This is a genomic window from Limnohabitans sp. (assembly GCF_040400975.1).
GTDB lineage: Bacteria > Pseudomonadota > Gammaproteobacteria > Burkholderiales > Burkholderiaceae_C > Limnohabitans_A.
In genome coordinates this window covers 26,935-46,473 of the sequence record NZ_JBBAPF010000010.1, presented here as the reverse complement: position 1 = coordinate 46,473, position 19,539 = coordinate 26,935, and the positions used below count along the sequence as shown (strand labels likewise).

Below are 19,539 nucleotides of genomic sequence, written 5' to 3'. Positions count from 1 at the left end.
ACCCGTCGAGGTAAGAAACCATGGCCACCAAAAAACCCGACGACAAAGACGTCAAAGCCGACAAGGCCAAAGACGCCAAATCACCTGACCCAGCGGCTGCCACGCCTGAGATCTCGATGACCCAGGAGCTGGCGCAGGAGTTGTCTGAGCTGACCAGTACGCAACGCGCAGCGGTGTTGATGCTTTTGTTAGGCGAACAGCAGGCTTCTGAAATTATCCGATTCATGAACCCCAAAGAGGTTCAATCGCTGGGCGCTGCCATGGTGTCGGTGTCGGATTTGTCGCAAGAAGCGGTGAATATCGTGCTGGACGAATTTGTCACCATGCTCAAAAAGCAAACCAGTCTGGGTTTGGGCACGGGCGACTATGTTGAAAAAGTGCTTAAGCGCGCTTTAGGCGACGACAAAGCGGCCTCGGTGCTCAGCCGCATCATGCCGGGACAAGGCAGCAAGGGCTTGGAGATTTTGAAATGGATGGACGCTCGCTCCATCGCTGAAATGATCCGAGGCGAACACCCGCAGGTTGTGGCCATCATTTTGTCGGTCCTGGAATACACCGTGGCGGCCGATGTGATGAATTTCTTGCCAGCCGAGGCCAGGCCAGAAATCATGCAAAGGATTGCCAGCCTGGAGACGGTCCAGCCCTCGGCCATGGAGGAGCTGGAGCAAATCATGATGAAGCAATTTGCCACCAACTCTTCGTCCAAGTCCTCGAGCTTTGGGGGAGTCAAAGCGGCTGCAAAAATCATGAACTCGGTCAAAGTGGAATTGGAGTCGTCCATCATGGCCGGCTTGTCCCAAATTGATGCCGACCTGATGCAAAAGATTCAGGACAACATGTTCACCTTTGAAAATTTGGTGGGCGTGGACAACAAAGGCATTCAGGCCATCATGCGCACGGCCGAGCCCGATCTGTTGATGGTGGCCCTGAAGGGGGCACCCGATTTCGTCAAAGACAAATTTCTCGGCAACATGTCAGCCCGCGCAAGGGTCATGTTCGTGGACGATATGGAATCCAAAGGTCCGCTGCGCATCACCGAAGTGGAAGAGGCGCAAAAGAAAATCATGCGCTTGGCCCGCAAGTTGTCCGATGCCGGCGAACTGGTATTAGCGGGCGGTGGCGATGGCTTTGTCTAAGATGGGCAATTACAACAGCGTTTGGAATTCGGACGCATTGCTGAGCAAAGCCACTGTGGCGCCTACCTTTGCAAGGACCGAATGGGATGCGGTGCGATCCCGCTCATTCGGGTCTTGGACATTTCCTGTGCAAACCGCATGGCCAGCCAACACCGATGGGCCTTCCCCCTTGGATGGCGATACCCAATTGGCACCCGATTTGATCGATGCCGACGCCAATGCCGTGCCTGTGGAGCCCTCAGACACCGAGGAGGCGTCTGCTCAAACCACGGTCTCAGAAGAAGCCTTGGAGCAGCTGCGCGACGAGGCCTTTCAGGCCGGTGTGGCCAAAGGCCGTGCCCAACTTTTGGCAGAAACCGACACAGAGCGCGCACAAGAGCGTGAGTTGATCCAGCGTTTGGGCATGGAGTTGCAAAGCATCAGCCAAGACCCCCAGCGCTTTTTTGAACCCCTCAAGCGCTTGTCTTTGCATTTGGCCGAGCAACTGGTGCGTGCCGAGCTCAAGCTGTCGGGCCAGGCCATTCACGGCTTGGTGCAGTCTTGCATTGCCCAACTCGAACACCCAGTGCCACCGGTTCAGGTCAGCCTGAACCCGGACGATCTGAAGCAACTGCAGGCGATGGGTGAGGCGGTCACGGCCCATTTGCAACTGGAGCTCGATGTCAACTTGCGCCCAGGCAGCGTGCGGGTGCGGGTGCAAGACAGTGTGGTGCAAGACTTGATTGAAAACAGGCTGGAGCCTTTGGCCCGGCGTTTGTTGCCCGAGCCAGAAGCCTGGATGCAAAACTCCAGCTTGGTGCGAGACCGTGCAGAGCCACTGCCCGAGTCCACCCCCAAAAGGGACTGGAACCGTCAAGTGATTGACGTGCAGGATACCGACGTGAAAACGTCACCCCCTGAAAACGGCGACCCCGCATGAACTTTGAGCATGAAGTCAACCAGCTGATCGGCTCTTTGCATGCACCGGAGCCACAACGCAACGGGACGCTGGTGCGCTTGGTCGGCATGCGGCTGGAGACGCGTGGCCTGATGGCACCGCTGGGCGCTTGCTGCGAAATCATCGGACAGTTGGGCCACCGGGTTGAGGCCGAGGTGGTGGGCTTCAACGACGAGACTTTGTTTTTGTTGCCCTTCACCGAACCCCAGGGTATTGGCCCGGGCGCTCAGGTGCGGGTGATCAGCCACACCTCGCAAGTGGCTTTGGGCCCGGGTTTGCTGGGGCGCATCATCGACGGACGCGGCCAGCCTTTGGATGGCAAGCCTGCGCCCGATTGCCGCGATGTGCTGAGCCTGCAAGGTCGCCCCATCAACCCGATGGAGCGTGGCCCGATCAAGGAAATTCTGGACGTGGGCGTGAAAGCCATCAACGGCATGCTGACGATTGGCCGGGGCCAACGCTTGGGTCTGATCGCAGGTTCTGGTGTGGGCAAAAGTGTGTTGCTCGGCATGATGACCCGGTTCACAGAAGCCGACGTGGTCGTGATCGGGCTGATTGGCGAACGCGGGCGCGAGGTGCAGGCTTTCATTGAAGAGTCGCTGGGGCCTGTGGGCCTGGCCAAGTCGGTGCTGGTGGCGGCACCCGCCAACGAATCGCCGGTGCTGCGCCTCAAAGCCACGCACATGACCCATGTGATCGCCGAGTACTTCAGAGACCAAGGGAAAAACGTGCTGATGCTGGTGGACAGTCTGACCCGCGTGGCGCATGCGCAGCGCGAAATCGGTCTGGCCGTGGGCGAGCCGCCTACCGCCAAGGGTTATCCACCATCGGTGTTTGCCTTGCTGCCCAACCTGATTGAACGCGCTGGTGTAGGCCGCCATGGCGTGGGCTCGATCACCGCCATCTACACCGTGCTGGCCGAGGGCGACGACGCCAACGACCCGATTGTGGACATTGCCCGCGCCTCACTCGATGGCCAGGTGATGCTGTCGCGCAAGCTGGCCGATGCCGCGCACTACCCCGCCATTGATCTGAATGGTTCGGTGTCGCGGGTGATGCAAAACCTGATCTCGCCTGAAGACCAAAAAATGGCCAACCGGTTTCGGCGCTTGTGGTCCTTGTACCAACAAAACCAAGACCTGATTCAGGTCGGCGCCTATGAGGCTGGCAGCAACCCCGACCTGGACCAGGCCATCCGCTTGCGCTCGTCAATGGAGCTTTTTTTACAACAAGACATGCACAGCAGCCAAGACTCGGCGACCACCCGGCACGAAGTTCAAGCGCTGATGCAGAACTGACACCCCCAAGGAGCCCCCCATGCGACAAGCCCGAACTTGCTGGCCCGTCCTGGTGAAAAAAGCCCAGGATGTGGTGAACGACGCCCACAATGAAATCGCCCAGGCCATCGCCCGTGTTGACCAACTGCAGGCCAGCCATGAAAGGCTGTGCAGGCTCTACGACGAGTACAGGCTCAAAGAGCAAACGGCTCAAGTGCCTGTGATGGGCATGCAGGCCAGCATGAACCAACGCCAATTCATGGCCCAGTTGCTCAATTTGCAGCAGCGTGTGGTGCTGGACCTGAGCAGGGCCAGAGACCATGTGGCCATTGTCCGAAAAAAGCTGGCATTGGCGGAGATCGAGCTGCACAAGATGAAGTCGATGGAAGCCCAAGAAGCCAAGGCCGTCGCCCTTGAGCAGCAGCGCCATGAACAAAAGCTGATGGACGAGTTGGGCGTGCGGCAGTTCAACCTGAGCCTGCAGCGCTGAGGGCGCAGCTCAAAGGGTTTTCACGGGGTCCAAGGGGGCGAAAAGTCCAAATCAATTGACCCATAATGACCGGGATCGTGGAACGGCAAACACCTGTTTGGCGTTCTTTCTTCTTTGTCACTGGAGACAACCATGAGCCAACCCTCTTCACGCCGCCAAGTCTTGGCACAAGGCGCCGCCCTGTTGGGCGCTACTTCTTCGGGCCTGCTGGTGCCGCAAAGTGCGCTGGCCCAGACCGGCAAAATCCGCGTCGGCCTGATGCTGCCCTATACCGGCACCTTTGCCCAGCTGGGTGTGGCCATTGAAAACGGCTTGCGCATGGCCATCAACGAGCAAGGCGGCAAACTGGGCGGCCGCGAGATCGAGTGGTTCAAGGTGGACGACGAGTCTGAACCTTCCAAAGCCATCGAAAACGCCAACAAACTGGTTCAGCGCGACAAGGTTGATGTGCTGGTCGGCACGGTGCACTCGGGTGTACAAATGGGCATCCATCGCGTGGCCCGCGAAAGCGGCGTGATCAACCTGATCCCTAACGCGGGCGTGCACATGGCCACCCGCGCCCAGTGCGCCCCCAATGTGTTCCGCACCAGTTTTTCCAACAGCCAGCCCACCATGGCTTTGGGCGAAACCATGGTCAAGCGTGGCCACAAAAAGGCCGTGTGGATCACTTGGAAGTACGCCGCTGGCGACGAAGCCTTTGAAGGCTTCCGTGACAGTTACACCAAAGCCGGTGGCACGATCGTCAAGGAACTGGGCCTGCCCTTTCCCAACGTCGAGTTCCAGGCTTTGCTCACCGAAATCGCTGCGCTGAAACCCGATGCTGTGGCTTGCTTCTTTGCGGGTGGCGGTGCGGCCAAGTTCTTGCGCGACTATGCCGCTGCGGGCCTCAAGGGCAAGATTCCGCTGTACGGCTCGGGCTTTTTGACCGAAGGCGTGCTGGATGCCGCCGGCCCTGCGGCCGATGGCGTACTGACCACCCTGCACTATGGCGACGGCATCGAGACCAAGCGCAACAACACGTTCCGACTGAACTACGCCAAGACCTTCAAACTGCAGCCCGATGTGTACGCGGTACAAGGCTACGACACCGGCTTGCTGCTGATTCAGGGCGCCAACGCCGTCAAGGGCGATGTGAGCCAGAAAGCCGCCATGATCAAGGCCATGGAATCGGCTGTGATCGACAGCCCACGCGGCAAGTGGACCATGAGCAAGTCGCACAACCCAGTGCAAGACATCTACCTGCGCGAAGTCTCGAACAAAGAGAACAAAGTGATCGGCGTTGCGGCCAAGGCTTTGGCCGACTCGGGCGCTGGCTGCCGCATGTAAACAGCGCGAGCCCTGCGTGCCACGGCGGATTCAGGTCCGCCGTTTTCATTGGCATTTGGCCACCAAAAACCCTGCCGTTCCCCTTCATTCAAAGCGTGATTCTTGATGGACTTTGTGAATTTTTTGATCCAGCTGCTCAACAGCGTCCAGTACGGGCTGCTGCTGTTCATGCTGGCTGCGGGCCTGACGCTGATCTTCGGCATCATGGGCGTGGTGAATTTGGCCCACGGCAGCTTTTACATGCTGGGTGCTTACTTGGCCTGGTCTCTGGCCGCGCAGCTGGGCAGTTTCACACTGGCCATAATCGTGGGCACAGCTTTGTCGGTGGCTTTTGGTTTGGTCATTGAGCGTTTGCTGTTTCGGCACTTTTATCACCGCGATCACTTGGACCAAGTGCTTTTGACTTTTGGCCTGATCTATGTGTTTGAGGAACTGCGCTCCATCATCTGGGGTGACGATGTGCATGGCCTGCCTGTCCCTCAGCTCTTGGCTGCGTCCATTCCCCTGACCGAGAACCTGTCTTACCCGGTGTACCGTCTGTTCATGTCGGGTGTGTGCTTGGTGTTGGCTCTGGGCTTGTATTTGCTGATCTCCAAAACCCGTTTGGGCATGAAGATCCGCGCAGGCGCCTTCAACCGCGAGATGACCGAGTCGCTGGGCGTCAACATCCAGCTCATCCACTCGGTGGTCTTTGCTTTGGGTATTGGATTGGCCTCGATCGCAGGCATGATCGCCGCGCCTGTGTCGAGTGTTTACCCCAACATGGGCAGCCAAGTGCTGATCATGTGCTTTGTGGTGGTGGTGATTGGCGGCATTGGCTCGGTGCGCGGCGCCCTGATTGCCGCACTGCTGGTCGGCTTGGTCGACACTTTTGGCAAAGTGCTGCTGCCGCAAGCCTCGGGCATGCTGGTGTATGTGCTGATGGCGGCTGTGCTGCTGTACAAGCCCGAAGGTCTGTTCAAGCAATGAGAACGAGAAGAACCACATGAGCATGCCGCAAATTCACCTCGAAACCCTGCCGCGCAGCATCCAGTTGGTGATGGTGCTGGGCTTTTTGGCACTCGCCGCCTTCCCCTTTGTGGGGTCTGACTTTTACACGGCCATGGTCGTGCGCATGATGATCTTGGCCATCTTCGCCATGAGCCTCGATCTGCTGCAAGGCGTGACCGGTCTCGTCTCTTTGGGTCATGCCGCTTACTTTGGCTTGGCGGGTTATGTGCTGGCTTTCATCACCCCCCAGAACGAAGCCATCAGCCTGTACACCAGCTTGCCGCTGGCGGTAGGCGGCGCAGCCTTGGCGGCGCTGGTGATTGGCTTTTTGGTGGTGCGCACACATGGCATTTACTTCATCATGGTCACCATGGCTTTTGCGCAGATGATTTTCTTCATCTTCTTTGACAACAAGTCGCTGGGTGGCTCGGACGGTTTGTTCCTCAACTTCCGGCCCGACGCGGGCATCATCGACCTGGAAAACAAGCGGGTGTTTTATTACTTCACGCTGGCCTGCTTGGTGGCGGTTTATGTATTTTTGCGCCGCCTGCTCTGGAGTCCGTTTGGCCGAGCGCTGTCGGGCATTCGGGTGAACGAGCACCGCATGCGGGCGCTGGGTTTCAACACCTTCAACCACAAATTGGCGGCCTTCACCTTGGCCGGGGCTTTGGCGGGCTTGGCGGGGTATTTGTTTGCGGCGCAAACCGGCTTTGTGAACCCCGAGCTGATGGGCTTTCACCTGAGTGCGCACGCGATCATGATGGTGATTTTGGGGGGCATGGGCAATTTTGCGGGGGCCATTGTCGGGGCCTTCAGCTTTGAGTATTTGCTGCATGTCTTCAAGGACTTGCCCGAAATAGGCGGCTTCAAAACCGGCAAACACTGGCAGATGTGGATGGGCCTGTTCATCGTGGCACTGATCATTTTTGCGCCCAAGGGCATTTTGGGGCTGGTCAACCGTTTCATCGGTGACAAAGCCTCTTCAGGTCAATCGGCTACAGGCCAGGGGGCTGGCCATGAGTGAGCGCAACACCTTGATGTCGGCCAGCGGCCTGACCAAGCGCTTTGGCGGCTTGGCGGCGGTGAACGATGTGTCGCTTGAGTTGTGGCGTGGCCATATCCACGCCGTCATTGGCCCCAACGGCGCAGGCAAATCCACGCTGGCCAATTTGCTCTCGGGCGATTTGCCCCCCACCAGTGGGCGCATGACGCTGTCGGGCACCGACATCACCGGCTGGACACCCGAAAAAATCTCGCGCCACGGGCTGGGGCGCAGCTACCAAAAAACCAACATCTTCGGTACCTTCACGGTGTGGGACAACGTGCGCTTGTCTGCCCAGTCGCGTGCACAGCCCTCGCCATTCAACCCTTTGGGTTGGATCCAGGCTGCGGCCAACATGCAAGCGGTCAACCAAAGGGCCGAACGCGCCATCGAACTGGCCGGGCTGCAAGACCGCCGCCACGCCCAAGCGGGGGCCACCAGCCACGGCGAACAACGCCAACTTGAAATCGCCATGACCCTGGCCACCGAACCCCAAGTCTTGTTGCTGGATGAACCCCTGGCGGGCATGGGCCAAGCCGAAGCCGAGCGCATGGTGCAGCTGCTGCTGCGCCTTAAAAATGACCATGCCATTTTGCTGGTCGAGCACGACATGGACGCGGTGTTCACCTTGGCCGACCACCTCACGGTCATGGTCAACGGGCAAGTGATCGCCAGCGACACGCCAGCAGATGTGCGGGCCGATGCGGGGGTGCAGGCAGCTTACTTGGGTGAGGAGCACTGACTTGAGCGATTTTTTGATCCAGGCCCAAGACCTGAACACTTTTTACGGCGCGAGCCACATCTTGCGCGGCATCAACTTCACGGTGGGACGGGGCGAGACCATTGGCCTGATGGGCCGCAACGGCATGGGCAAAAGCACCTTGCTCAAAACCCTCATGGGCATCGTGCCGCCGCGCTCGGGCACGGTGGACATCAAGGGCCAACGCATGAATGGCCGCCCCACCTTTGAGGTGGCGCAGCTGGGTATTGCCTATGTACCTGAGGGCCGAGGCATCTTTGGCAACCTGAGCGTGGTGGAGAACCTGAAAATGGCCGCCCGCCCTGGCACCAACGGGCAACGCGAGTGGACCTACGATCGCGTGCTGGAGACCTTCCCGCGCCTGAAAGAACGTCTGAGCCACGGCGGCCAGCAACTGTCGGGCGGTGAGCAACAAATGCTGACCATCGGCCGGGCACTGATGACCAACCCCGATGTGCTCATCCTCGACGAAGCCACCGAAGGCTTGGCGCCGCTGATTGCGCGAGAGATCTGGCGCATCTGCAGCCTCATCAAACAAAGCGGCATCAGCTCCATCATCGTGGACAAGAACTGGAAGCACGTCACCCAGATCACCGACCGCAATGTCATCTTGGTCAAAGGCCAGGTGGTGTTCGAAGGCTCGTCCCCCGTCTTGCTGGCTGACCCCAGCGTGCTGGAACAACACCTGGGGGTCTGAGTTCCTTCACAGCAAGGGGCGAAGCTCCCTGGCCGCATCCAGCAACAACGGCAGCCATTTGTGCTGCACAGCCCCATCGCTCAATTGGTCTGCGGTGCCCACCACATTCAGGGCGGCCAGCGTTCGGCCTTGCATGTTGCGCAGCGGCACGGCCAGCGCGTGAATGCCCAACTCATGACCATCGCGGGCCAGGCAGTGGTCGTCATGTCGCACCCGATCCACCAGCGCCTTGAACTTGGCCGCACCCACCTCGGTTTGTGGGGTGATGCGGGCCAACTCTCGGCCCTGGAGCCAGTCCGCAAAGTCGGCCTGGGGCAAGCTGGCCAGCAGCACGCGCCCGGTGGAGGTGGCATGCGCGGGTAAGCGTGCGCCCAAGTGCAAGCCATAAGCCAAGTGGCGCACCGGCTCGGCCACCCCGGCACTTCGGGCCACGATCACGCACTCGTCGCCATCCAGCACCACCGCACTGAAGGCTGCCTGTGTTTGTGCCGCCAATCGGTTGAGCGTGGGTTGCAGTGTGCGCGGCAGGCGCGATGTGGCCATGTAACTGCCCGCCAAGCGCAACACCCGCGCCGACAGCCAGTAGTGGGAACCATCGGTTTCCAGATAACCCAATTCGGCCAGCGTGAGCAAATGCCGCCGTGCCGCAGCCCGTGTGATGCCTGTGCGCTGCGCGGCCTGTGTGGCATTCAGGCGTTGGCGCTCGGTGTCAAAAGCTTCGAGCACCGCCAAACCTTTGGCCAGGCCCTCGATGAAGTCTGCTTTGGAGATCGTCATGGGGTGCGTCCTCTTTTGTGAGTGTTCGTGGCCAAATCCGTCACGAATTGAGCCATATCAATTTGCGCGATGATCGCACAAATAAACCAATCAACGCACAAACTCGCTGTCCATCTCCCTGAATTCAAGTCAGAGACATCTAAGCTGGCAGGCCATTCAACCCACCATGACAGACGCACCATGAGCACCACCCGCACCCAAGTCGCCATCGTCGGCGCAGGCCCCTCAGGCCTGCTGCTGGGCCAACTGCTTTTCAAGGCAGGCATCGACGCCATCATCGTCTAGCGCCAAAGCGGCGACTATGTGCTGTCGCGCATCCGTGCGGGCGTGCTGGAACAAGTCACGATGGACCTGCTGGACGAGGCCGGCGTGGGCCAACGCATGCACAAAGAGGGTTTGGTGCACACCGGCTTTGACCTGCTGTTCAAAGGGGCACGCCACCGTGTGGACATGGACAAACTCACGGGTGGCAAAAAAGTCATCGTGTACGGCCAAACCGAAGTCACCCGCGACCTGATGCATACCCGCCAGGCTGAGGGCTTGCCGACGGTGTACGAGGCGAACAACGTGCAGGTGCACGACTTCGACAGCCCAAAGCCGCGCGTGACCTATGAAAAGGATGGTCAAACCCACACCATCGAATGCGACTTCATCGCAGGCTGTGACGGCTTTCACGGCGTGTGCCGCGCCAGCGCACCCAAAAGAGCCATCCAAGAATACGAGAAGGTTTACCCCTTTGGCTGGCTGGGCGTGCTGTCAGACACACCGCCTGTGCACCACGAACTCATTTACGCCAACAGCACCCGTGGTTTTGCCCTGTGCTCACAGCGCAGCGCCACGCGCAGCCGCTACTACTTGCAAGTGCCCACCACCGACAAAGTGGAGCAATGGTCGGACGACGCCTTTTGGGCCGAGCTGCGCCGTCGCCTGGACCCCGAAGCCCGTGAGCATCTGGTCACGGGCCACAGCATCGAAAAAAGCATCGCTCCGCTGCGCAGCTTTGTCACCGAACCCATGCGCTTTGGCCGCATGTTTTTGGCGGGTGACGCCGCCCACATCGTGCCGCCCACCGGGGCGAAGGGCCTGAACTTGGCGGCCACCGATGTGAAGTATTTGTCCACCGCCATCATCGAGTTTTACGCCGACAAAACCGAAGCGGGCATTGACGCGTATTCAGAGCGTTGCTTGCGCCGTGTTTGGCGTGCAGAGCGCTTCAGCTGGTGGTTCACCAGTTTGATGCACCACTTTCCTGAGAACGGCGACATGGGGCAAAAGTTCCAAGACGCCGAGTTGGACTACTTGATCCACAGTGAAGCCGGCTCGCGCACCATGGCCGAAAACTATGTGGGCTTGCCGCTGAACTTTGGCGAATAAAGCCCCGCACAGGCGACAGACGCAGGGAGACGGTCATCCGATAATGTGAGCCTTCACAAGCCGCCGGAACGGCTTTGTGTCCATTCAAAGGTGCCCACCATGTCTACGACCCAACCCCTGCGCGGTCTGCGCGTTTTGAGCCTGGCCCTCAACTTGCCGGGCCCTGCTGCCCTGATGCGCTTGGCCCAAATGGGCGCACGCTGCACCAAGGTCAACCCGCCCGCAGGCGACCCGATGCAGCACTACACCACCCGTGGCTATGACCTGTTGCACGCGGGCGTGAAGCACAAAACTCTGGACCTCAAGACTGAGGCGGGTCAAGCCGCGCTGCACAAGTTGTTGCCCAAGACCGATGTGCTGCTCACCTCGTTTCGCCCGTCTGCCCTTGCCAAACTGGGCTTGGGCTGGAAGGCTCTGCACAAGCAGTACCCTGCACTGAGCTTGATTGAGGTGGTGGGCGCACCCGGCCCATTGGCCGAGATTCCGGGCCACGACTTGACCTACCAAGCCGAGGTGGGCTTGGTCAACGGCATGGAACTGCCGCCGAGTTTGTTTGCCGACATGGGCGGCGCCGTCATGGCCAGCGAAGCCACGCTCAAAGCCGTCATCACCCTCAAAACCACAGGCCAGGGCACGCACCATGAAGTGGCGCTGTCTGAAGCGGCTGCTTGGCTCGCCCTGCCCCGCCAACTGGGCCTGACCACGTCCGATGGGGCGGTGGGCGGCGCACATGCGGGCTACCGTGTGTATGCCTGTAAAAACGGCCGCGTGGCTGTGGCCGCACTCGAGCCACACTTTGCCACCCGCCTGTGCGAAGCCGCTGGCGTCACGCTGGCGCACCCGGTCAAAGACTTGTTCAAGCCGGCCACGCGCCAAGCGATCGAAGCCTTCTTTGCGAGCCAGAACCGCGCACAGCTCGATAAACTGGCCACGGCCAAAGACATTCCACTCATGACGCTGCCGCTGTAAAACAGAATCGGCCAGCAGATCAGCTCAGTTCAGACCCACAAAGCCGCCCGTGCGCAGTGAAGCTGCGCCATGGGTAGCTCAGCGCACAGACACCGCGGTATTTGCCCTGCAGCATTCGCCTGTGGGCAGCTCCATCACGCATGCCCTTTGGAATTTTCCGAATTTTTCAAACAAGGACACAGCAGATGAGCACCCACAAACCCATTTCCCTGCAAGTGATTTTTCGCCACTTGGATGTCTCTCCAGCGCTAGAGGCCAAGGTCAGGGAAAAAATCGACAAACTGGGGCAGTTCTACCCCAGCATTGAGAGCTGTCGCGTGGTGATCGAGCAACTCCACAAACACCACCAGCGGGGTAAGCACTTTCGTGTTTTGATCGATCTGAAAGTGCCTGGACAAGAATTGGTTGCAGGGCGAGAACCGGATCAAAACCCAGCCTATACCGATGTGTATGTGGCCTTGCGAGACGCCTTCAGGGCCATGCGTCGACAGCTGGAAGACTTGGTGCACCGCCAGCAAGGGCATACCAAGCACCATGAAGAAAAGCCCCATGGCCACATCACCGAAATTTCACCCGACAAAACATTCGGGCGCATCGAATCGACGGAAGGCCGATGGCTGTACTTTCACCGCAACAGCCTAGTCGGCGATGACCTGGACAAACTGCAGCTGGGCACACCGGTGTATTTTGTGGAAGACGTGGGCGAGCAAGGTCCACAGGCCAGCAGCGTGTCCCCGGTCGGCAAGCACCACATTCTGGTCTAGAGGGGCCCGCAAAAAAGGCGGGGTCTTGCAAGCCACTGCTGCAAGACCCCGCCGCGCATTTCTCAGGAAATTTTGAGGATATGGCTTTGCCCGTTGTGCTTTTTGGGCAAGGTCAACTGCAACACACCATCTTCGTATTTGGCCAATGCCGCCGCCTGGTCCACGCTTTCGTCCAAAGTGAAAGTGCGTGAGACGCTGCCAAAAAAGCGTTCGGAGCGGATGATTTTGGAACCTTGCTTTTCCTCTTTCTCCTTTTTGACTTCGGCACTCAGGCACACCTGGTTGCCGTCCACCGACACTTTGATGTCTTCTTTTTTGACGCCAGGGATTTCGGCTTTGACGAAGAAATTCTTCTCATCTTCCGTCAGATCCAAGCGCATCTGGGGTTCACCCTCCATCAAGCGGTACATGGGTCGCATGGCGAAGCCTTTGAAAAAGTCGTCGCTGAAAGGATCGCGGAGTTCGTGAAAGGGATTGAATCGTGCAAGGTTGCTCATGGTGTGTTCTCCAACAAGTGAATTGGCAGCGGTCAAGCTGCAAACAGCTGAGCATGGTGGAATGACGCATCGCTCAGGGAGCCGCTGGCAAGCAACAGCTCCAAGAACACTTTAATTTTTCAAGTTGCCAACGTCTGTTGATCAATTCACACAGCCTGCGCGCTGGGCTCAAACCAAGCTTGGCTTCGCTGCCGCACGCGACCGCGCCGCGTGCAGTTTTTTGTAGCTGTCTAGCAAGCGCTGGTGGCGGTCCAGCGTTTCCATCTTGAGGCTGGTGGGCGTGAGCCCATGGAAGCGCACGCTGCCGTCCACCGAGCCAGTGGCAGCAATCATGCGCTCGTCGCCAAACATGCGCCTGAAGTTCACCACGTAGTCTTCTAGCGCCAAGTCCTCGCCCAACGTGACTTCCAGCACCACGTTCAGGGCTTGGTAAAACAAGCGGCGCTCCACGGTGTTGTCGTTGTATTGCAAGAAAGCGCCTACCAGTTCGTGGGCTTCTTCCAGCTGATGCAACGCCAGGTGAATGAGCAGCTTGAGCTCCATCACCGTGAGCTGCCCCCACACCGTGTTGTCGTCAAACTCAATGCCGATCAGGGTGGCGATGTCGAGGTAGTCGTCGAGCTCGTTGTTCTCCAAGCGGCCCTGCAATGCCGCCAAGGCTTCGTCGTCCAGACGGTGCAGGTTGAGCACATCGGCGCGGAACAAGAGCGCTTTGTTGGTGTTGTCCCAGATCAAGTCGTCCACCGGGTAGACCTCAGAATACCCCGGCACCAAGATGCGGCAGGCGGTGGCGCCCAGTTGGTCGTGCACCGTCACATAGGCTTCTTTGCCCATGGCCTGCAAGATGCCAAACAACGTGGTGGCCTCTTGCGCGGTGGCGTCAACGCCCTCCCCCGCAAAGTCCCACTCCACAAAATCGTGGTCGGCCTGGGCGCTGAAAAATCGCCACGACACCACCCCGCTGGAGTCGATGAAGTGCTCCACAAAGTTGTTCGGCTCGGTCACCGCGTTGCTGATGAAAGTGGGCGCGGGCAAGTCGTTCAGGCCCTCAAAACTGCGGCCCTGCAGCAGCTCGGTCAGGCTGCGCTCCAGCGCCACCTCCAAGCGGGGGTGCGCGCCAAATGAAGCGAACACACCGCCCGTGCGCGGGTTCATCAGCGTCACGCACATCACAGGGTACACCCCGCCCAGCGACGCGTCTTTGACCAAGACCGGGAAACCCTGAGCCTCCAAGGCCTCGATGCCCGCCACGATGCCAGGGTATTGGGCCAACACGGCCTGCGGCACATCGGGCAAGGCCATTTCTCTTTCGATGATCTCGCGCTTGACGGCCCGCTCAAAAATTTCCGACAGGCACTGCACCTGCGCTTCGGCCAGCGTGTTGCCTGCGCTCATGCCGTTGCTCACAAACAGGTTTTCCACCAAGTTGGAGGGGAAGTACACCACTTCCCCGTCGGATTGGCGCACATAGGGCAGCGCACAAATGCCGCGCGAGGGATTGCCGGAGTTGGTGTCGAACAGGTGCGAGGCGCGCAACTCGCCGTCTGGGTTGTAAATGCGCAAGCAGTGCGCGTCCAACAAGCCTTTGGGCAGCGCGTCGCGTTTGCCGGGCTGGAACCAGCGCTCCTGGGGGTCGTGCACAAAATCCGCTTGTGCGATGTCTTCGCCAAAAAAAACGCCCGCATAAAAGTGGTTGTTGTTCAGCCGCTCGATGTATTCGCCCAGCGCCGAGGCCAAGGCGCTTTCTTTGGTGGAGCCCTTGCCGTTGGTGAAGCACATCGGCGAATGCGCGTCGCGGATGTGCAGCGACCAGACGTTGGGCACCAGGTTGCGCCACGACGCGATCTCGATCTTGATGCCCAAATTGGCCAACACCGCCGTCATGTTGGCGATGGTCTGCTCCAGCGGCAAGTCCTTGCCCGCGATGCGGGTCTGCGTTTGCGCATCGGGGTTGAGGGTGAGCAAGGCCTGCGCGTCGGCATCCACGTTGTCCACCGCCTCAACGATGAAGGTGGGTCCCGCTTGGATCGCCTTTTTGACCGTGCAGCGGTCAATGGACCGCAAGATGCCCAGGCGGTCTTTGTCGGACATGTCGGCTGGCAACTCCACCTGGATCTTGATGGTCTGCAGGTAGCGGTTGTCGGGGTCCACGATGTTGTTTTGCGAGAGGCGAATGTGCTCGGTGGAGATGCCGCGCGTCTCGCAATACAGCTTCACAAAATACGCCGCGCACAAAGCCGACGAGGCCAAAAAATAATCAAACGGCCCCGGCGCCGAGCCATCGCCCTTGTAACGGATGGGCTGATCGGCGAGCACGGTGAAGTCGTCAAACTTGGCCTCCAGGCGCAGCTTGTCGAGAAAGTTGACTTTGATTTCCATGGGAAATTCCCAAATATGGTTTGTACATTGATGAATAGGTGTGTTGGTCGGCATCTGTACCCCACCCGTGTGCGCATCATGCCCTCAATGGTTCAACTGCCCCCAAGCTTTCTCCAGCCGCTTGATGCTGACCGGCTGCGGGGTGCGCAGCTCTTGCGCGAAGAAGCTCACGCGCAGTTCTTCGAGTAACCAGCGAAACTCCAGCATGCGGGCGTCTTGGGCGCCTTTGCGTTCGGCTACCAGGCGCCAGTAGCGTTGTTCTTGCGGTTTCAGCTCGGTCAGGCGCTGGGCGTCGCGGGCAGGGTCGGCGCGGTGTTTATCGAGGCGCAGGGTGATGGCCTTGAGGTAGCGGGCGCAGTGCTGCAGCTGCGGCCAAGGGGTGGCGGCCATGAAGTTTTTGGGCATCAGGCGCTGCAGTTGCTGGGTGCAGTCTGCCGTCGCGTCGGGCGCGTTTTTGGTGTCCTTGATCTTGCGGGTGGCCGCGCCAAACTCCAGCAAGATGCTGCCCGCGAGTCGGGCCACTTCATTGGCGATCAAGGTCAAGCGGCCCCGACCTTCTTCGATGCGGCGCTTGAACGTGGTCTCGTCGTTGGGCAGAGGGTCGAGCAAGAAGGCACGGTCCAGCGCCACGTCGATGATCTGGCTTTTCAGCTCGTCGGCGGTACCCAGCGGCATGTAGGCCACGGCCATTTTTTGCAGGTCGGGGATGTTTTTTTCCAAGTACTTGAGGGCGTCTTTGATTTGCAGCGCAAACAGGCGGCGCAGACCCGCGCGATTTTTGCTGGCGGCCGCGTCGGGCTCGTCAAACACCTCGATGGTCACGGCGTCTTGCATGTCCACCAAGGCTGGGAAGCCGATCAGGGTCTGCCCGCCTTTGCTGATTTCCATCAGCTCGGGCAGTTCGCCAAAGGTCCAGGTGGTGTAGCGCTGGGGGGCGATGGGGGCTTGTTGGGCCTGGGCGTTTTGACGTTTGGGTTCTGGCTTGGCATCCATGGAGGGCAGAGCCCGATTGCCTTCGGACAATCGAGATCTAATCCCATTGGATTCAGGCAAGGAATTGGGGTCAGACCCCAATTTATGAGTCTTCAGCTGCGCCAGCGCCTGAAACGCACCACGCGCCTTGGCACCCAACTCGGCTTTGAGCGCGCCCAAGTTGCGGCCCATGCCGAGTTGGCGACCGTGCTCGTCCACCACCAGCAGGTTCATGAACAAATGCGGGCTGAGCATCTCGTGTTTGAAGTCGGTGCGCTTGATGTCCAGGCTGGTTTCGTCGCGGGTTTTTTTGAGCAGCACGTCGGTGAGTGATCCGGCACCAAACAACTCCGGCTCTGACAGTTCGGCGGCCAAGCGCGTGGCCGACTCGGGCAGGGGCACAAAGCGACTGCGAGGGCGCTGCGGCAGGCTTTTGAGCAAGGCCTGGATCTTGTCTTTGAGCAGGCCGGGCACCAGCCATTCGCAGCGGTCTTCGCTCACTTGGTTCAGCACGAACAACGGCACCGTCACCGTCACGCCATCGCGGGCATCGCCCGGCTCATGCAGATAGCTCGCCGTGCAATCGGTCCCACCCAAACGGATCTGTTTGGGAAAAGCCTGCGTGGTGATGCCCGCGGCTTCGTGGCGCATCAGCTCTTCGCGGGTCAACAGCAAAAGGCGTGGTTGCTTGGTGCTCTCGTTGCGGTACCAGTCTTCCAGCAGGCGGCCGCTGCACACCTCGGGCGGAATTTGCTGGTCATAGAAGGCGTAGATCAGCTCGTCGTCCACCAACACGTCTTGGCGGCGCGACTTGTGTTCCAACTCTTCGACCTTGGCGATCATCTTGTGGTTCGCCGCCAAAAACGGCAGCTTGGTTTCCCACTGGCTGCCCACCAGCGCTTCGCGGATGAAGATCTCCCGTGCGCCGTGCAGATCCACCCGGCTGTAAGCCGTGCGCCGCCCGCTGTAGACCACCAAGCCATAGAGGGTGGCGCGTTCCAGCGCCACCACTTCGGCCGATTTCTTTTCCCAATGCGGGTCGAGCACTTGTTTGCGCAGCAGGTGCGCGCCGACTTGCTCCAGCCACTGCGGCTCAATCGCCGCGATGCCCCGGCCAAACAGGCGCGTGGTTTCCACCAATTCGGCCACCACGATCCAACGCCCCGGCTTCTTGCGCAGGTGCGCGCCGGGATGTTTGTGGAACTTGATGCCGCGTGCGCCCAAATAGGCTTCTTCGTCTTCGAGCTTGTAGCCTACATTGCCCAGCAAACCCGACAGCATGGACAGGTGCAGTTGCTCATAACTGGCAGGCTGCGTGTTGATGCGCCATTGGTGCTCGGTCACCACGGTGAGCAGTTGGGTGTGTGTGTCGCGCCACTCGCGCACGCGGCGCACATTGATGAAGTTCTGGCGCAGCAGTTGCTCGTATTGGCGGTTGCTCAGCTTGTGCTGCGAGGCATCTTTAATTGGGGTCAGATCCCGATTGTTTTGCCCCGGCTGGCCTGAGGAATTGAATTGAGATCTGACCCCCATTGATTTGGAGGGGCCGCCTCGGGCGTCGTGGATCCATTTCCACAGCTTCAGGTAGCCGGTGAACTCGCTTTTGTCGTCGTCGAACTTGGCGTGTTGTTGGTCGGCCTGGGCTTGGGCGTCCATGGGGCGGTCGCGCACGTCTTGCACGCTCATGGCGCTGGCAATCACCAACACTTCGTCCAGGGCGTTGCGATGACGTGCTTCCAAAATCATGCGGCCCACACGCGGGTCCAGCGGCAGCCGGGCCAGTTCTTGGCCAATGGGGGTGAGTTCGTTGTCGTCGTTCACCGCGCCCAGCTCGGCCAGCAGTTGGTAGCCGTCGGTGATCGCGCGTTTGGACGGTGCTTCGATGAAGGGGAAGTCTTCCACCACACCCAGATGCAGCGACTTCATGCGCAAGATCACGCCCGCCAAGGATGAGCGCAAGATTTCCGGGTCGGTGAAGCGCGGGCGGTCTGCAAAGTCTTTGTCGTCGTACAGGCGGATGCAGATGCCGTTGGCCACACGGCCGCAGCGGCCGGCACGCTGGTTGGCCGCCGCCTGGCTGATGGGCTCGACCAGAAGCTGCTCGACCTTGCTGCGCAGGCTGTAGCGCTTGACACGGGCAGTGCCTGCGTCGATCACATAGCGGATACCGGGTACCGTCAGTGAGGTCTCAGCCACGTTGGTGGCCAGCACGATTCGGCGGCCGTTCGATGCTTCAAAAATTTGGTCTTGCTCGGCCTGCGACAGGCGGGCAAACAGGGGCAGCACTTCGGCATGGCGTGTGAGCGGCTGGTGCGCCAAGTGTTTGCGCAGGTGGTCGGCGGCCTCGCGGATTTCGCGCTCGCCGGGCAAAAAGATCAGGATGTCGCCCCCTGCCCCGCCCTGCCAGAGTTCGTCCACCGCATCGGCCATGGCCTCATTCAGGCCGTTGTCACGCGATTCTTCAAAAGGGCGGTAGCGCTGCTCCACCGGGAAGGTGCGGCCCGAGACCATGATCACCGGGGCCGGGCCCTGGCGAGACGCAAAGTGCTTGGCAAAGCGGTCGGCATCGATGGTGGCCGAGGTGACGACGATCTTCAGGTCCGGCCTGCGCGGCAGGATTTGGCGCAGGTAACCGAGCAAAAAGTCGATGTTCAGGCTGCGTTCGTGCGCCTCGTCGATGATGAGGGTGTCATAGGCCTGCAGCAGCGGGTCGGTCTGGGTTTCGGCCAGCAAGATGCCGTCGGTCATGAGCTTGACCGAGGCGTTTTTGCTCAAACGGTCTTGGAATCGCACCTTGAAACCCACCACCTCGCCCAGCGGGGTCCTGAGTTCTTCGGCAATGCGCTTGGCCACCGAACTGGCCGCAATGCGGCGTGGCTGGGTGTGGCCGATCAGGCGGGCCCGCTCGCCTGGCTTGGCGTTGAGCTTGCCACGCCCCAGCATCAGCGCAATCTTGGGCAGCTGCGTGGTCTTGCCCGAGCCGGTTTCGCCGCAGACGATGATGACCTGGTGCTGGTCCATGGCGGCCATGATTTCTTCACGGCGGGCCGAGACCGGCAGGCCTTCGGGGAAGTCGATTTGGAGGGAAATGGGGTTTGCAGACTCGGTCACAGGCTGGATTATCCCACGGCACGTGTTCACGTGCTACACTG

Annotated in this window: 15 protein-coding genes and 1 pseudogene; 12 read left to right on the top strand and 4 right to left on the bottom strand. The window is 59.8% G+C overall.

Features of this window, described 5'->3' with window-relative positions:
* The first annotated feature begins 20 nt into the window (after window positions 1-20).
* The 9 genes from fliG (at window position 21) to ABWQ00_RS07895 (ending at window position 8,655) form a co-directional block, all read left to right on the top strand.
* The gene (gene fliG, locus ABWQ00_RS07935) at window positions 21-1,136 is read left to right on the top strand and encodes a flagellar motor switch protein FliG (RefSeq protein ID WP_353238130.1); all 1,116 of its coding nucleotides are present in this window, start codon (window positions 21-23) and stop codon (window positions 1,134-1,136) included.
* A gap of 127 nt (window positions 1,137-1,263) precedes the next feature.
* Window positions 1,264-2,055 carry a FliH/SctL family protein gene (locus ABWQ00_RS07930; protein WP_353238129.1) on the top strand — a complete coding sequence of 264 codons (792 nt, stop codon included), beginning with the start codon at window positions 1,264-1,266 and terminating at the stop codon, window positions 2,053-2,055.
* Window positions 2,052-3,371 carry a FliI/YscN family ATPase gene (locus ABWQ00_RS07925; protein WP_353238128.1) on the top strand — a complete coding sequence of 440 codons (1,320 nt, stop codon included), beginning with the start codon at window positions 2,052-2,054 and terminating at the stop codon, window positions 3,369-3,371. The genes ABWQ00_RS07930 and ABWQ00_RS07925 overlap by 4 nt, the downstream gene beginning before the upstream one ends.
* Window positions 3,372-3,390: 19 nt before the next feature.
* Window positions 3,391-3,840, top strand: coding sequence for a flagellar export protein FliJ (gene fliJ, locus ABWQ00_RS07920; RefSeq protein WP_353238127.1), 450 nt, complete (start codon window positions 3,391-3,393; stop codon window positions 3,838-3,840).
* A gap of 132 nt (window positions 3,841-3,972) precedes the next feature.
* Window positions 3,973-5,166, top strand: coding sequence for an ABC transporter substrate-binding protein (locus tag ABWQ00_RS07915; protein WP_353238126.1), 1,194 nt, complete (start codon window positions 3,973-3,975; stop codon window positions 5,164-5,166).
* 105 nt (window positions 5,167-5,271) lie between these two features.
* Entirely contained in the window at window positions 5,272-6,135 is an 864-nt protein-coding gene (locus ABWQ00_RS07910) for a branched-chain amino acid ABC transporter permease (RefSeq protein WP_353238125.1), read from the top strand.
* 16 nt (window positions 6,136-6,151) lie between these two features.
* Window positions 6,152-7,180, top strand: coding sequence for a branched-chain amino acid ABC transporter permease (locus ABWQ00_RS07905; RefSeq protein WP_353238124.1), 1,029 nt, complete (start codon window positions 6,152-6,154; stop codon window positions 7,178-7,180).
* Complete coding sequence (locus tag ABWQ00_RS07900) at window positions 7,173-7,940, top strand: ABC transporter ATP-binding protein (RefSeq protein ID WP_353238123.1); 768 nt, start codon at window positions 7,173-7,175, stop codon at window positions 7,938-7,940. The genes ABWQ00_RS07905 and ABWQ00_RS07900 overlap by 8 nt, the downstream gene beginning before the upstream one ends.
* A 1-nt stretch (window position 7,941) precedes the next feature.
* Window positions 7,942-8,655, top strand: a complete 714-nt coding sequence (locus ABWQ00_RS07895) for an ABC transporter ATP-binding protein (RefSeq protein ID WP_353238122.1) — start codon at window positions 7,942-7,944, stop codon at window positions 8,653-8,655.
* Window positions 8,656-8,661: 6 nt separating this feature from the next.
* On the opposite strand, the gene ABWQ00_RS07890 is transcribed toward ABWQ00_RS07895, so the two are convergent.
* Window positions 8,662-9,432 carry an IclR family transcriptional regulator domain-containing protein gene (locus ABWQ00_RS07890; RefSeq protein WP_353238121.1) on the bottom strand — a complete coding sequence of 257 codons (771 nt, stop codon included), beginning with the start codon at window positions 9,430-9,432 and terminating at the stop codon, window positions 8,662-8,664.
* A 180-nt stretch (window positions 9,433-9,612) separates the two neighbouring features.
* Between ABWQ00_RS07890 and pobA the strand changes: the two are divergent.
* The 3 genes and pseudogenes from pobA (at window position 9,613) to ABWQ00_RS07875 (ending at window position 12,539) form a co-directional block, all read left to right on the top strand.
* Window positions 9,613-10,806, top strand: a pseudogene (pobA, locus tag ABWQ00_RS07885) (4-hydroxybenzoate 3-monooxygenase).
* 99 nt (window positions 10,807-10,905) lie between these two features.
* Window positions 10,906-11,775 carry a CoA transferase gene (locus ABWQ00_RS07880; RefSeq protein WP_353238120.1) on the top strand — a complete coding sequence of 290 codons (870 nt, stop codon included), beginning with the start codon at window positions 10,906-10,908 and terminating at the stop codon, window positions 11,773-11,775.
* 185 nt (window positions 11,776-11,960) lie between these two features.
* Window positions 11,961-12,539, top strand: coding sequence for an HPF/RaiA family ribosome-associated protein (locus ABWQ00_RS07875; RefSeq protein WP_353238119.1), 579 nt, complete (start codon window positions 11,961-11,963; stop codon window positions 12,537-12,539).
* 62 nt (window positions 12,540-12,601) lie between these two features.
* Here ABWQ00_RS07875 and ABWQ00_RS07870 read toward each other — a convergent pair whose 3' ends face one another.
* The 3 genes from ABWQ00_RS07870 to hrpA form a co-directional block, all read right to left on the bottom strand.
* Window positions 12,602-13,036, bottom strand: a complete 435-nt coding sequence (locus ABWQ00_RS07870; RefSeq protein WP_353238118.1) for an Hsp20/alpha crystallin family protein — start codon at window positions 13,034-13,036, stop codon at window positions 12,602-12,604.
* A gap of 168 nt (window positions 13,037-13,204) precedes the next feature.
* Window positions 13,205-15,415, bottom strand: a complete 2,211-nt coding sequence (locus ABWQ00_RS07865; protein ID WP_353238117.1) for an OsmC domain/YcaO domain-containing protein — start codon at window positions 15,413-15,415, stop codon at window positions 13,205-13,207.
* An 84-nt stretch (window positions 15,416-15,499) separates the two neighbouring features.
* Window positions 15,500-19,417 carry an ATP-dependent RNA helicase HrpA gene (gene hrpA / locus ABWQ00_RS07860; protein WP_502908101.1) on the bottom strand — a complete coding sequence of 1,306 codons (3,918 nt, stop codon included), beginning with the start codon at window positions 19,415-19,417 and terminating at the stop codon, window positions 15,500-15,502.
* Window positions 19,418-19,539: the final 122 nt, after the last annotated feature.